Annotated in this window: 12 protein-coding genes, 1 other RNA gene and 1 pseudogene; 9 read left to right on the top strand and 5 right to left on the bottom strand. The window is 43.6% G+C overall.

Features of this window, described 5'->3' with window-relative positions; genetic code table 11:
• Together PY091_RS15585 and ppk1 are read left to right on the top strand one after the other, a co-directional pair.
• Nucleotides 1-489 carry a SixA phosphatase family protein gene (locus PY091_RS15585; RefSeq protein WP_275650525.1) on the top strand — a complete coding sequence of 163 codons (489 nt, stop codon included), beginning with the start codon at nt 1-3 and terminating at the stop codon, nt 487-489.
• The gene (gene ppk1 / locus PY091_RS15580) at nt 490-2,565 is read left to right on the top strand and encodes a polyphosphate kinase 1 (protein ID WP_275650524.1); all 2,076 of its coding nucleotides are present in this window, start codon (nt 490-492) and stop codon (nt 2,563-2,565) included.
• Nucleotides 2,566-2,575: 10 nt separating this feature from the next.
• Here the strand turns inward: ppk1 and PY091_RS15575 are convergent, their stop codons facing one another.
• Complete coding sequence (locus PY091_RS15575) at nt 2,576-3,157, bottom strand: MiaE family protein (protein ID WP_275650600.1); 582 nt, start codon at nt 3,155-3,157, stop codon at nt 2,576-2,578.
• A gap of 53 nt (nt 3,158-3,210) precedes the next feature.
• A pseudogene (locus PY091_RS15570) lies at nt 3,211-4,994 on the bottom strand (DNA polymerase III subunit gamma/tau).
• Between the two features lie 106 nt (nt 4,995-5,100).
• Between PY091_RS15570 and rnpB the strand changes: the two are divergent.
• Nucleotides 5,101-5,402: RNase P RNA component class A (gene rnpB / locus PY091_RS15565), an RNA gene on the top strand.
• Here the strand turns inward: rnpB and PY091_RS15560 are convergent.
• Genes PY091_RS15560 through PY091_RS15550 form a run of 3 tightly spaced genes read right to left on the bottom strand, consistent with a single transcriptional unit; the run spans nt 5,399 to nt 7,492 of the window.
• Entirely contained in the window at nt 5,399-5,938 is a 540-nt protein-coding gene (locus PY091_RS15560) for an RsmD family RNA methyltransferase (protein WP_275650523.1), read from the bottom strand. The genes rnpB and PY091_RS15560 overlap by 4 nt on opposite strands.
• Nucleotide 5,939: 1 nt before the next feature.
• Entirely contained in the window at nt 5,940-6,752 is an 813-nt protein-coding gene (locus PY091_RS15555) for a DUF3822 family protein (protein ID WP_275650599.1), read from the bottom strand.
• Nucleotides 6,753-6,754: 2 nt separating this feature from the next.
• Nucleotides 6,755-7,492 carry a hypothetical protein gene (locus PY091_RS15550; protein WP_275650522.1) on the bottom strand — a complete coding sequence of 246 codons (738 nt, stop codon included), beginning with the start codon at nt 7,490-7,492 and terminating at the stop codon, nt 6,755-6,757.
• A gap of 108 nt (nt 7,493-7,600) precedes the next feature.
• Between PY091_RS15550 and PY091_RS15545 the strand changes: the two genes are divergently transcribed.
• The 6 genes from PY091_RS15545 to PY091_RS15520 are packed head-to-tail and all read left to right on the top strand — an operon-like array spanning nt 7,601 to nt 12,775.
• On the top strand, nt 7,601-9,034 hold the full coding sequence (locus PY091_RS15545) for an ATP-dependent DNA helicase (protein ID WP_275650521.1): 1,434 nt from the start codon (nt 7,601-7,603) through the stop codon (nt 9,032-9,034).
• A 24-nt stretch (nt 9,035-9,058) separates the two neighbouring features.
• Nucleotides 9,059-9,628 (top strand): DUF4126 domain-containing protein, encoded by a 570-nt coding sequence (locus PY091_RS15540; protein ID WP_289623532.1) that lies wholly within the window; start codon nt 9,059-9,061, stop codon nt 9,626-9,628.
• 41 nt (nt 9,629-9,669) lie between these two features.
• Nucleotides 9,670-10,383 (top strand): 3-deoxy-manno-octulosonate cytidylyltransferase, encoded by a 714-nt coding sequence (gene kdsB, locus PY091_RS15535; RefSeq protein WP_275650597.1) that lies wholly within the window; start codon nt 9,670-9,672, stop codon nt 10,381-10,383.
• Entirely contained in the window at nt 10,374-11,078 is a 705-nt protein-coding gene (locus tag PY091_RS15530; RefSeq protein WP_275650520.1) for an HAD family hydrolase, read from the top strand. The genes kdsB and PY091_RS15530 overlap by 10 nt, the downstream gene beginning before the upstream one ends.
• Entirely contained in the window at nt 11,078-12,205 is a 1,128-nt protein-coding gene (locus tag PY091_RS15525) for an iron-containing alcohol dehydrogenase family protein (RefSeq protein WP_275650519.1), read from the top strand. The genes PY091_RS15530 and PY091_RS15525 overlap by 1 nt, the downstream gene beginning before the upstream one ends.
• 30 nt (nt 12,206-12,235) lie before the next feature.
• Entirely contained in the window at nt 12,236-12,775 is a 540-nt protein-coding gene (locus PY091_RS15520) for a 1-acyl-sn-glycerol-3-phosphate acyltransferase (protein ID WP_275650518.1), read from the top strand.
• Nucleotide 12,776 lies beyond the last annotated feature (1 nt).

Genomic DNA, 12,776 nt, shown 5'->3' with positions numbered 1-12,776 from the left:
ATGAAGCAGCTCATATTAATGCGACATGGAAAATCCTCATGGGACTACGATGTCTCCGATTTGGACAGACCATTAAAGGAAAGGGGAATAAATGATGCCCATATGGTTGCCAAGACCTTTGGCCTGCATGCCCCTCAAATAGATTTTATCTACTCCAGCCCTGCAAATCGCGCTTTGCACACCAGTATGATTTTTGTGCGTAGCCTGGAATACGACCTTTCCAATTACAGTGTTGCCAAGGCCCTGTACGACTTTGCGGGCAATAGTGTGGAACAATTCGTTCGTAATCTGGACAATGATTGGGGTACAGTTGCCATTTTCGGGCACAACTATGCCTTTACTTCACTTGCAAATACTTGGGGAGATCAGTATATTGAGAACGTTCCCACGGCCGGACTTGTCCATATTACATTTGGTGTGGACGATTGGTCAAAAATAACAGGGGGAACAACCAAACAAATGGTCTTTCCAAAACACTTGAAAAAATAAATGGTTAAAACAACGAACGAATATATCAATAGGGAAATCAGCTGGCTGCAATTCAATGCCAGGGTATTGCAGGAAAGCAAGGATCACAGGGTTCCCCTTATCGACCGATTGCGCTTCCTGGGGATTTTCAGCAATAATCTGGACGAATTCTTCAAAGTAAGGTATGCCACGGTCAAGCGTATTGTAGATGCGGGAAAAACAGGGAAAAGTGTCTTGGGGGGAGAAAGGGCAAAGGACCTTTTGGAAGAAATCACCAAGATAGTTATCGCGCAGCAGGCACGTAGTCTTGAGATCTTTAAACAGATCGATAAGGAACTGCGACAGGAAAATATATTTATCATCAGGGAAACTGAGGTCAATGAAAGACAGGCCGAGTTCATCCGGGACTACTTTTTCAAAAAAGTGAACCAGGAACTGATGACCATCATCCTTAACGATCTTACCGAGTTCCCGTTGTTGAAGGATACGGCTGCTTACTTGGCTGTTAAAGTGGTGATGAAAAATGGCACAACGAAGGGCAAGCACAATAGATATGCACTGATCGAGATACCCAAAGGGATCGATCGTTTCGTGGTCCTGCCCAAGGAAGGTGACAAGGATTATGTGATCATGCTCGATGATCTGATTCGTTTTTGCCTGGACAGTGTGTTCACCATGTTCGACTTCGAATCCATTTCTGCCCATATGATCAAGATCACGAGGGATGCGGAACTCGATATCGACAACGACCTGAGCAAGAGTTTTATAGAAAAGATTTCCTCCAGTGTGGAGCACAGAAAAATTAGTGACCCGGTCCGTTTTGTTTACGATAAGAGCATTGATAAGGATACCCTTCAATTCTTAAAGGAGAAAATGGACATTATGGATACCGATAGCGTGATTCCAGGTGGACGCTACCATAATAGAAGGGACTATATGGGCTTTCCAAGTTTGGGGCGCCACGACCTGATGTACGAAAAAATAGAGCCACTGCCCGTAAAGGGCCTAAGTATGAAAGGGAGCTTATTGGATATCATCGCCCACAAGGACTATATGATCTATGCACCTTATCATACCTTTAGCTATGTGACCAAGTTTTTGCGTGAAGCGGCATTGGACCCGCAGGTCCGAAGCATCAAGATCACCATTTATCGTTTGGCCAGTGACAGCCAGATAGCATCTGCATTGGTCAATGCGGTGAAAAATGGGAAACAGGTCACCGTTCAGATCGAGCTCCAGGCCAGATTCGACGAACAGAACAATATAGAGTATGCAAACCATCTTCAAGATGAAGGTGTCAACCTGATATTCGGAGTGCCCGGGCTTAAAGTGCACAGCAAGATTTGCCTTGTCGAACGTGAAGAGGGTGAGGGAATAAAGAGATACGGGTTTATCAGTACCGGAAACTTTAACGAGTCCACTGCCAAGATCTATACGGATTATACTTTGTTCACCGCCCATCAGGGCATCTTAAAGGACATGAACAAGGTCTTCGGTTTCTTCGAGACCAATTATAAAATCAATAAGTACAAACATTTGATTGTTTCTCCGCATTATACCAAATCAACTTTCATGAAGTTGATCGATCAGGAGATTGCCTTTGCAAAGGCTGGGAAAAAGGCGTACATCAAGATCAAGATGAACAGCCTGACCTCTTATAAAATGGTGGATAAGCTTTATGAGGCAAGTAGGGCAGGGGTTAAAATACAGATGATCGTTCGTGGGATCTGCTGTTTGATTCCAGGTGTTGAGGGCATGAGCGAGAACATTGAGGCCATCAGTGTGGTGGATAAATTTCTGGAGCATCCCAGATTGTTCATTTTTGGAAATAATGGTGATGCCAAAATCTACATTTCCTCAGCGGATTGGATGACGCGGAACCTTGACTTCAGGGTCGAGGTAGGTTGTCCCATTTATGACCCGGATATAAGGCAGGAACTGCTCGATACCTTTGATATCTCTTGGAGGGATAATTCAAAGGCACGCGTTTTTTCAGCCAAGCAGGACAATGCCTATAGAAAACGTCCCAAGGGTGTTCCCGAACTAAGGTCACAATTTGCGATGTACGATTATTACAAAGAGAAGCTTGAAGAATAAATGTGCGGTTTTAACCGTGCATCGTCTCCTTTTTACCAAGGTCCTTCATTAGCTGGGCCTCATAATCCAAGAGGTCGTTCCATTTTTGGTCGACTTCCTCTTTTTGGCCATACTTTCGAGCAAATTTGAGGAACATGGTGTAGTGGTTGGCCTCGCTGACCATAAGGTTTCTATAGAAATCGGACAGTTCCTTGTCGGCTATTTCCTCCGAAAGCAATCTAAAACGTTCACAACTTCTGGCCTCGATCAAGGCGGCATATAAAAGTTTGTGTACCAGATGGGTCTCGCGACTACCACCTTTAGGAAAGAACTTCATGAGCTCGATCACATATTCATCCTTGCGCTCACGGCCCAATGTCCATCCCCGTTTTAAGATTTTATCATGTACCATATTGAAATGGCCCATCTCTTCCCTTGCCAATGCCGTCATTTCCTTGACCAATTCCGATTTTTCGGGAAAGCCGATAATAAGCGATATGGCCGTACTTGCCGCTTTTTGCTCACAATAGGCATGATCGGTCAATATTTCCTCAATATTCTTTTCTACAATATTCACCCAGCGTGGGTCGGTGGGCAATTTTAGGCCTAACATGGACATAGCTTTGAAATTTTATGGCACAAAGATAAATGTAACGGACAGTTCGATTAAAAATCCAGGTCAAACTCTTTGCGCAGCAATTCTATATTCGGGTTTTTTTCCTTTAGTTTTTCATATTTTTCCTGTGGGGTGAAGGCAAACTTTTTGGCCACTTCCTCATTAACGGTGATATGGAGTGTAATGGCAAAATTGTTGAGTTTTTGCTTCAAGTAGTCCAGCATCAGGCTTTGTTCCCTTTCTATCTCCTTCTTCATCGTGCCATTGGGCAATTCTATCCAAATGGTATCCTCATTTTTTAGTTTGGGCACATCTGTTTGCAGGTTGCTGGCCAATATTTTTCTTCCCTGTTTTTCCAGTTGATGGACAAAATCGTCCCAGTGCTGTTGCATTTCCTTTTCCTCGAAGGGATCTTTGGGAAGATCCTTTTCCGGAATGCTGGGGGATTTGGTGTTTTCGTGCTCTTTTTTAACCTTGATGCTGGATAACGAAAGACCCGATACACGCTTTTCCGATCCTTTTATCTGTATTTTTTTAGGCTGATATGTAGCTTGAGGCTCTTTGATTGGCCCGTGTTCAATCGCAGGTTCTACAGGAGCCGAAACCTCACTGCCATTCTTGGTGATCGGGGTGGTCGATATGACTTCCTGTTCTGTGCCTTTTGGGGACCGAGCGAACTGCGTGTCCTTGTTTTCCGATGGATGTGAACTGTTGGCAGCAATGGTCTTTTCCTGGAAAAAGGAAGCAGGTATTATGAAATCAGATTTTTTTTTTCTCCATCGTAAGTGATGGAGGCCAATTTCATGAGGGTGAGTTCTACCAGCAGTCGCTGATTTTTACTGGACTTGTACTTTAGGTCACAGTCATTGGCCATATCGATGGCCTCTAGCAGAAATTGTTTCGATGCTTTTTTTGCCTGTTCTTGATATTGTCTTGCTACATCCTCGCCTACTTCCAATAGGTTCAATGTGTCAGGATGTTGACAAACCATCAGGTCCCTAAAATGAGAAGCCAATCCTGTGATGAAATGATGTCCGTCAAAACCTAGGGACAAGGTTTTATTGAATAGGATCAGAAGATCGGGAATGTTGTTCTCCAGGATCAGATCGGTTGCGGAGAAGTAAATATCGTAATCTAGGACATTCAGGTTTTCCGTTACCGCCTTACGGGTCAATTCCTTCCCGGAAAAACTGACAACACGGTCAAAAATGGACAGGGCATCCCGCATGGCGCCATCTGCCTTTTGTGCGATGATGTGCAATGCACTTTCTTCCGCAACGATCCCCTGTTGTTCGGCTATGTATTTTAAGTACTCTGTGGCATCCTTTACCGTGATCCGTTTAAAGTCAAAGATCTGACATCGGGACAGGATGGTAGGGATGATTTTATGCTTTTCCGTGGTGGCCAGGATAAATATCGCATGTTTAGGAGGTTCTTCCAGTGTCTTGAGGAAGGCATTGAATGCCGACTGGGACAACATATGGACCTCGTCGATGATATATACCTTGTATTTGCCTGTTTGCGGAGGGATACGTACTTGGTCTATCAAACTCCGAATGTCGTCCACAGAGTTGTTCGATGCCGCATCCAGTTCAAAAATATTGAAGGCAAAATCCTCATCTTCCCTTTCCGTACCATCTTGGTTGATTTTCTTTGCCAAAATACGGGCACAGGTTGTTTTTCCTACACCTCTTGGGCCACAGAACAACAAGGCCTGCGCCAAATGGTTGTTCTCAATGGCGTTCAACAAGGTGTTGGTTATGGACGATTGTCCCACAACATCCTTGAAGGTCTGGGGTCTATATTTTCTAGCTGATACTATAAACGGTTCCAATACTGGGAAAAATAGAATTACTACAAATATAAAAATAGCAGGTCGCAAACTTATCCGCAAGTTGAGACTTCGGCGGTTTTTTATTAACAATTGGTTTACCTTTGCACGAGCAGGCCACCTTATCGCTGCAAGTATGGGCAACCTACTTGAAGAGGAAAGTCCGGACACCATAGTGCGGCATAGCGGGTAACGCCCGTCCGCCGAAAGGCGAGGACCAGTGCAACAGAAAGCAAGTACAGTTCGGCTGTAGTGAAATCAGGTAAACTCTATGCGGTGAAACGTCACGTAAACCAATGTTCGAGGGCTGCACGCCCGAGTTGGAGGGTAGGCGGTTGGAACTCTTGGGCAACCATTGGTCTAGATAAATGATAAGGGTATACAGAATCCGGCTTATGGCCTGCTTTTTATTCAGCTTCAAAAAAACTGAACACACTTCCGCCATATTTTCGTTGTTCTGAAAACTTTGGATGTTCGGAAAGATCGGTTTGCTCGGAATGTTCTATGATCAGTACACCGTCTTCCAGCAATAGTCCGTTATCAAAGACCAAGTTGGCAATTTGTAAAAATCGTTCGGTGGCAAAATCATATGGGGGGTCGGCGAAAATAAGGTCAAATTTTTCGGATGCTCGATCCAAATACTTGAAAACATCTGATTTTATCGTGCCAATGGGGAAATCCAGTTCATCGGCAGTTTTTGAGATGTAACGAACGCAACCCTGAAATCCATCCACCGCTGTAATGTCCAATGTACCCCTAGATGCGAACTCATAGCTGATGTTACCTGTTCCCGCGAAGAGGTCCAATACCTTGATCCCATCAAAATAAAATCGGTTGTTCAGAATATTGAACAGGGCTTCTTTGGCCATATCCGTTGTGGGGCGGACGGGCAACTTTTTTGGGGCTGTCAATCTTTTGCCCTTGTATTTGCCAGAGATGATCCGCATTTTAAAGTGAGCTTAATATGGAAAAGTCAATGGTTTCATTTTCCAGTTCCTCCAATGGAAAGGAAGAATTGCCGGGCACGAAGACGGATATATCTTTGATATACCGATAGCAGAGCTCATATATGGGATCCCCTTCCTCTATGGCCCCGAAAAGTTTAAGTTGAACGGTTTCCGGGGGTATTTGCAATTGTTCAAGACTAAACAACAGGTAATACAGGAAATCTTCTTTGCTCCCGTATTCGAACTGGTTGTAGAAGCGTAATTTTTTATCGGACACCACCATCATTTCCATTTCCCTTTGGGAAACCTGGAGATAACAGATAGGGTCTGTAGTCGAGCTTTGCTGCTTTAGTAGGGTGTTGATCAATACCGTGCCACTGTGCTTGAATTCAAATTCTCCGAAAAGCTCAAAAATATAATTGTTGATATTGGTATAGGGGATGTACACATTGACTATATCCAGATTGGGCAGTTCATCGTAGGCAATCAGGTCGTTGGCCATGATCTTGGCGTTGAACTTCAAATAATTGGGCAGCTCTTCTTTTTGAAATAGCGGTTTTGGGACTAGCCCGAACATATTGTTCTTATGAATAACAAGGACCTCGGAAAAGTTGTCGCCGATCTCACCCTGTGTACTCAATTTCTCTTTGAGTTCCTTAAGCATTAAGTAGGGGGTGAGCTGGGTCTTGAAGTTGAACTTTTCAAAAGCAAGTATCTTATTGGTAATGGTGTCCGATACACAAAAAGAAAGTCCATTCAAGCCGGCTTGAATGGACAATTTTCTATACGTGCTATTTGATGCTTTCTGTTCTATAGCTAGTTGTTCTTTTTCCTATCGTAGATAGGTGGCCAGTTTCCGTTGGTACTAACATCGGTCAACGAACCAACCTTGATTTCATCGCCATTTACTTCCTCAACACTTTGGTAGGATTTTTCTTTTTCAAGAAGGTCTTCCGGTTGATCGTAAAGTACAACTTCCTTTTTTACTTTTGCCTCGAAAACAGGGGCTTTGTAGCCACTCTTGTCAATAATGTCCGCTTTCATTTCGAACTTCTCGTTGTTTTGGGCATAAGGTACATTCATCATGGTCTTGTAGCGATCATCAGCTCCGAACAGGGAATCTTTAACTTGTACGGTACCCAAAGTATCGATGATGATCGTATCCTGTTGCATATCGATTTGATAAGCTCTATCATATCTCATGAAGGATGAATCACGCTGGGTGGTGATCGTATAGTTTCCGGTATCGATGAACTTGATCAAGCTTTCAAAATCACCTGCGTATTTTCCGTTTACGGTTTTGTAAGCTTCTTGTGAGTCCCTGATATCTTTTAGTTTGTTGATAACTTGGGTGAATCTTTCATTTCTTACCTTGTTGAACTCGATGGGGGCGTTGATCGAATCGTATATTTTAAAACCAAGGTAAATGCTCAAAATTCCGAATAGAATTACAAGAACTGGCTTTACTTTTTGAGGTAAAAATCTATCGATCAAGAATACTAGCCCTATGGTCACAAGGCATATTAATACAACAATAAGAATTAAGTTTAACATATCTGATACTGTCTTTCAAAAGTTAATTTAGTGGTTACAGACAAATCTACAATATTTTTTTTATTGGGAAACTTTTTGCTTTAAAAAAGACCACTATATTTAGCGCTCATGAAGGATTTTAACGCACCTGGATTTTTAAAGATTTTAACCGAAAAATTTCCCCATCAACCTACCTTGAAACAGGGCCTGGCCCTTAAGAAGCTGGCTGACTTTGTTTTAGCACCGAAAAAGGACGAGGTATTCCTGTTAAAAGGTTTTGCAGGAACGGGGAAAACCACTTTGGTGGCCACTTTGGTGAGTAGCTTGTGGAAAATAAGGATGGGCTCCGTGCTTATGGCGCCTACAGGAAGGGCAGCCAAGGTCATGTCGGTATATTCCGGCAATAAGGCCTTTACCATTCACAAGAAGATATACTTTCCCAAAAAACAAACTGGAGGGGGCATTCAATTTGTGTTGGCACCCAATAAGCACCGCAATACCGTATTTATAGTGGACGAAGCGTCGATGATTCCGGATACCCCTGCGGATTCCAAATTGTTCGAGAACGGCTCCTTATTGGACGATCTTATGCACTATGTACATTCCGGTCATAATTGTAAGCTCATATTGATAGGGGATACGGCACAGTTGCCGCCCGTGAAACTGGAGCTCAGTCCTGCTTTGGATGAAGACCGCCTTTCGCTAAATTATGATAAGGAAGTGGAGTGCCTTGAGCTGGACGAGGTGATGCGGCAATCGGATGATTCCGGTATTCTTTATAACGCCACCAATCTCAGGGAACAATTGCAGTCCGGTTTTTTCGAGGACTTTCAATTTGAACTGGGTAACTATAGGGATATTGTTCGGTTGATCGACGGAAATGAGATCCAAGAGGCCATTGATTCCTCCTATGCCCAAAATGGCAAGGAACAGACCGCTTTGATTGTCCGTTCCAACAAAAGGGCAAACCTTTATAATAAGAACATAAGAGAACGCATCCTGTTTTTGGACAATGAGATTGCCGTTGGCGATTACATGATGGTGGTCAAGAACAATTATTTTTGGTTAAAGCCCAATTCAGAAGCGGGATTTATCGCGAATGGGGATATCATTGAGGTTCTGGAACTCTTCGCTATCAAGGAACTCTATGGTTTCAAATTTGCCGAGGTAAAGGTGAAGATGGTGGATTACCCTGGACAAAAACCCTTTGAAACAGTACTTTTGCTCGATACTATTATGGCGGAGACACCTTCCTTGTCCTATGACGATGGAAACCGTCTTTACCAAGAGGTCATGAAGGATTATGCGCATGAAAAATCGAAATACCGAAAGTTTTTAGGCGTAAAGAACAATAAGTTTTTCAATGCCCTTCAGGTAAAGTTCTCTTATGCGGTAACCTGTCACAAATCGCAAGGAGGACAGTGGGACACGGTTTTTGTAGAGCAGCCCTATCTGCCCAATGGAGTGGACAAGGACTATCTCAGATGGCTATATACTGCGGTTACCCGCGCCGAGCGTCAACTCTATTTGATAGGATTCAAGGATGATTTTTTTGTTGACTAGGAAAAGGCTAAATTAGACATGAACATGAATATTGAACCAGATACCATAATAAGTCTCTTTCTCGGCATAGGCCTGGCGGCCTCAGTTGGGTTCCGGGTTTTTCTTCCCCTTTTTGCGCTCAGTTTTGCCGCCTATCTTGGGGTTTGGGACCTAAACGAGAATTGGGAATGGATCGGAAGTTTGACCGCTCTGATCACCTTGGGGGTAGCCACGATCGTGGAAATATTCGCCTATTTCATCCCATGGGTGGACAACGCCCTGGACAGTCTTGCGATTCCCTTGGCGGGCATTGCTGGAACAGCGGTGGTAGTGTCCACTGCATCCAATTTGGACCCGGTGGTGACCTGGTCCCTCGCCATTATCGCGGGGGGAGGTACGGCAACGGCCATAAAGGGGGCCAATGCCACGGGACGGCTTGCTTCCACGGGAACCACGGGTGGCTTGGCCAATCCACTGGTGTCCACGGTGGAAACAGGAGCTGCGGTAGCGGTCAGTACGGCATCCATATTGGTACCGCCCATAGCCGCAATTCTTGTGATCATTATCCTATTGATCATATTCAGGATTTATAGAAAAATCAGACCAAAAAGATAACATCAATTCTTTTCAATAGAGACAAAGTGAATATAATTTCAATGATTCCCGCCCGATATCAAGCCTCGCGGTTCCCTGCCAAACTGATGCAGGACCTCGGTGGTAAACCTGTAATTGTTAGGACCTATGAAGCAGCAGTGGATACAGGGCTTTTCAATAAGGTCTTTGTGGTGACCGATAGTGATGTGATTTCCAATGCTATCCAGGAAGTTGGCGGGCAGGTGATCATGAGCAAGAACAAGCATGAAAGTGGAAGTGACCGTATTGCAGAGGCCGTGGCCGATATGGACGTGGATATTGTGATCAATGTACAGGGGGACGAACCCTTCATAGATGCCGAAAGTTTGACCAAGATCATCAAAGTATTCAAAAACGATGCTGATCAGGAAATAGACCTGGCCTCATTGATGACTCCGATTACCGACTGGGAGGAAATATCCAATCCAAATACGGTCAAAGTGATAGTGGACAATCAGGATTTTGCCCTGTATTTTTCCAGATCTCCCATTCCTTACCCAAGGGACAAAGAGGTCGAAGCCACCTATTACAAGCACAAAGGTATTTATGCATTTAGGAAAAGGGCGCTCCTGGACTTTCAAAAATTGCCCATGTTGCCTTTAGAGGCCAAGGAAAAAATAGAAGCCATCAGGTTTTTGGAATATGGAAAAAAAATAAAAATGGTGGAAACCCATGTCACCGGTATAGAGATAGATACACCGGAGGACCTGGAACGCGCACGTAGAGTATGGAAATAGATTTCTCCAACATAAAGGTAATTGGGTTTGATGCAGACGATACCCTATGGGTGAACGAGACCTATTTTAGGGACACGGAAGAAAAGTTTGCTGAATTATTGGACGATTACGAAACAAAGAACAAGATCGACCAAGAGCTGTTTAAAATGGAAATGGCCAATTTGGACATATACGGGTACGGCATCAAAGGTTTTATGCTTTCCATGATAGAATCCGCCTTGGACCTGTCCAACGACCAAGTTTCCCAAAAGACCATTAAGGAAATATTGGAATTGGGCAAGCGGATGATATCCCACCCTGTGGAACTGCTCGACGGAGTAGAGGAGGTACTCTCCAAATTGATGGGTAAATACAGGTTGATCGTGCTAACCAAAGGAGATCTTTTAGATCAAGAACGAAAATTGGAAAAATCGGGTCTGTCGAAGTATTTCCACCATGTGGAAGTGTTGAGCGACAAAAAAGAAAGTAATTATCGTAATCTTTTGGAACACTTGGATATACCGGTAGATGAATTTTTAATGATAGGAAATTCATTAAAGTCCGATGTATTGCCTATCTTGAATATTGGGGCCATGGCTGTACATGTACCCTTTCACACCACTTGGGCCCATGAGATGGTTCCAGAGGAAGAAGTGGTTAACAACCATTTGAAATTGAACAACCTCGAAGATATTTTGAAGTATTTGGACAATTAATGAAGACAGCAAAAGATTTGAAAAAACAAGAAGCCATATCAACAGATAAAACTGCATTCAGGAACTTTCCCATGGTGCCCCGGGTCATATTTGGATCAGGATGTTTCTCGCAATTGGGGGATATCCTATTGCCGATGCGCAAAAGCTCCGAAGCACCATTTATATTTTTAGTGGACGATTATTTCGAAAACGAGGATTTCGTAGCGAAGGTTCCCTTGATGTTCAACGATACGGTAATCTTTATCTCAGCAGATGAAGAACCCAAAACCGCCCAAGTAGATGCACTGGTTTCCCGCATAAGGGAAAAGTACAACGAACTTCCCTCCGGAATCATCGGGATAGGGGGAGGTACCTTGTTGGATCTGGCAAAGGCCGTATCAATACTTCTTAACAATAAAGGCTTGGCGAAGGATTACCAAGGCTGGGACTTGGTAAACAAGCCTGCCCTGTACCATGTCGGCGTCCCGACCATCAGTGGAACAGGAGCGGAAGTATCACGGACCACCGTTTTATTGGGGCCGGAAAGAAAATTGGGCATAAATTCAGATTTCACCACTTTTGATCAAGTACTTTTAGATCCCGATTTTACCAAATCGGTACCAACGGAACAATGGTTCTATACAGGAATGGACTGTTTTATTCATTGTGTTGAATCTTTGACCGGAACCTATTTGAATGCCTTTAGCCAGAGCTACGGTGAAAAAGCCATGGAACTTTGTAAAGAGGTGTTCTTGGAGGATATTCCTGATGCAGAATCAAGGGACAAGCTTATGATGGCCTCGTGGCACGGGGGTATGAGCATTGCCTATTCGCAAGTGGGCGTCGCACATGCCATGAGCTATGGCCTTTCCTATCTATTGGGTGTAAAACATGGTGTAGGGAATTGTTTGGTGTTCCAGCATTTAGAGGAGTTTTATCCAGAAGGGGTCAAGTTGTTCGACCAGATGATGGAAAAACACGGAATAGCACTACCCAAAGGAATATGTGCAGACCTGACCCAAAATGATTTTGACGTTATGGTAAATATTTCGCTGGGTCTGGAACCGCTATGGGAAAATGCCCTGGGAAAGGACTGGAAGACAATCATGACCCCGGAACGATTGCAGGAACTATATCAAAAAATATAAGTGGTTCCTAAGTCTTAAAATACATACTACATGCAGTGGTTGGCAAAAATCATATACTTTAAGATATTGGGATGGAAACTTAACGGGACCTTTCCCGAGGTGGACAAGTGTGTGATCATTGTGGTACCTCATACACATTGGTTAGATTTCTTTTTAGGACTTTTGATAAGAAAGGTAATCAATCAGGAAATCAACTATATCGGAAAAAAAAGCTTGTTCAAACCACCGTTCGGATGGTTTTTTAGGTGGACTGGAGGTGCTCCGGTAGATCGATCCAAAAACTCCAATACCGTGGACAGTATCGTACAGTTGTTTTCTGATAGAAAAGTATTTCGATTTGCCTTGGCCCCTGAGGGAACGCGCAAAAAAGTGGACGCACTGCGAACAGGATTTTACCATATCGCCAAAAAGGCCAATGTACCCATTGTAATGGTCGCCTTTGATTTTGGAAAAAAGGAAATCAAAATAGGAGAGCCTTTTATGGCCTCGGACGACCAAGAAAAGGATTTTCTAAAAATTAAAGACTTTTATACAGGGGTCAAAGGCAAAGTAGCGGAATACAGTTTTTAAC

Origin of the sequence: Flagellimonas okinawensis, from assembly GCF_029194005.1 — a bacterium.
Classification (GTDB): domain Bacteria; phylum Bacteroidota; class Bacteroidia; order Flavobacteriales; family Flavobacteriaceae; genus Flagellimonas; species Flagellimonas okinawensis.
The sequence above is the reverse complement of the archived record's forward strand: the minus strand, read 5'-3'. Positions and strand labels throughout refer to the sequence as shown.

Coding starts and splice junctions, on each gene's coding strand:
- PY091_RS15575 (WP_275650600.1), bottom strand. CDS start 3,157: ATGTTAGGCCTAAAATTGCCCACCGACCCACGCTGGGTGAATATTGTA.
- PY091_RS15550 (WP_275650522.1), bottom strand. CDS start 7,492: ATGTTAAACTTAATTCTTATTGTTGTATTAATATGCCTTGTGACCATA.
- PY091_RS15525 (WP_275650519.1), top strand. CDS start 11,078: ATGAAGACAGCAAAAGATTTGAAAAAACAAGAAGCCATATCAACAGAT.
- PY091_RS15585 (WP_275650525.1), top strand. CDS start 1: ATGAAGCAGCTCATATTAATGCGACATGGAAAATCCTCATGGGACTAC.
- kdsB (WP_275650597.1), top strand. CDS start 9,670: ATGATTCCCGCCCGATATCAAGCCTCGCGGTTCCCTGCCAAACTGATG.
- PY091_RS15520 (WP_275650518.1), top strand. CDS start 12,236: ATGCAGTGGTTGGCAAAAATCATATACTTTAAGATATTGGGATGGAAA.
- PY091_RS15560 (WP_275650523.1), bottom strand. CDS start 5,938: ATGCGGATCATCTCTGGCAAATACAAGGGCAAAAGATTGACAGCCCCA.
- PY091_RS15545 (WP_275650521.1), top strand. CDS start 7,601: ATGAAGGATTTTAACGCACCTGGATTTTTAAAGATTTTAACCGAAAAA.
- PY091_RS15540 (WP_289623532.1), top strand. CDS start 9,059: ATGAATATTGAACCAGATACCATAATAAGTCTCTTTCTCGGCATAGGC.
- ppk1 (WP_275650524.1), top strand. CDS start 490: ATGGTTAAAACAACGAACGAATATATCAATAGGGAAATCAGCTGGCTG.
- PY091_RS15530 (WP_275650520.1), top strand. CDS start 10,374: ATGGAAATAGATTTCTCCAACATAAAGGTAATTGGGTTTGATGCAGAC.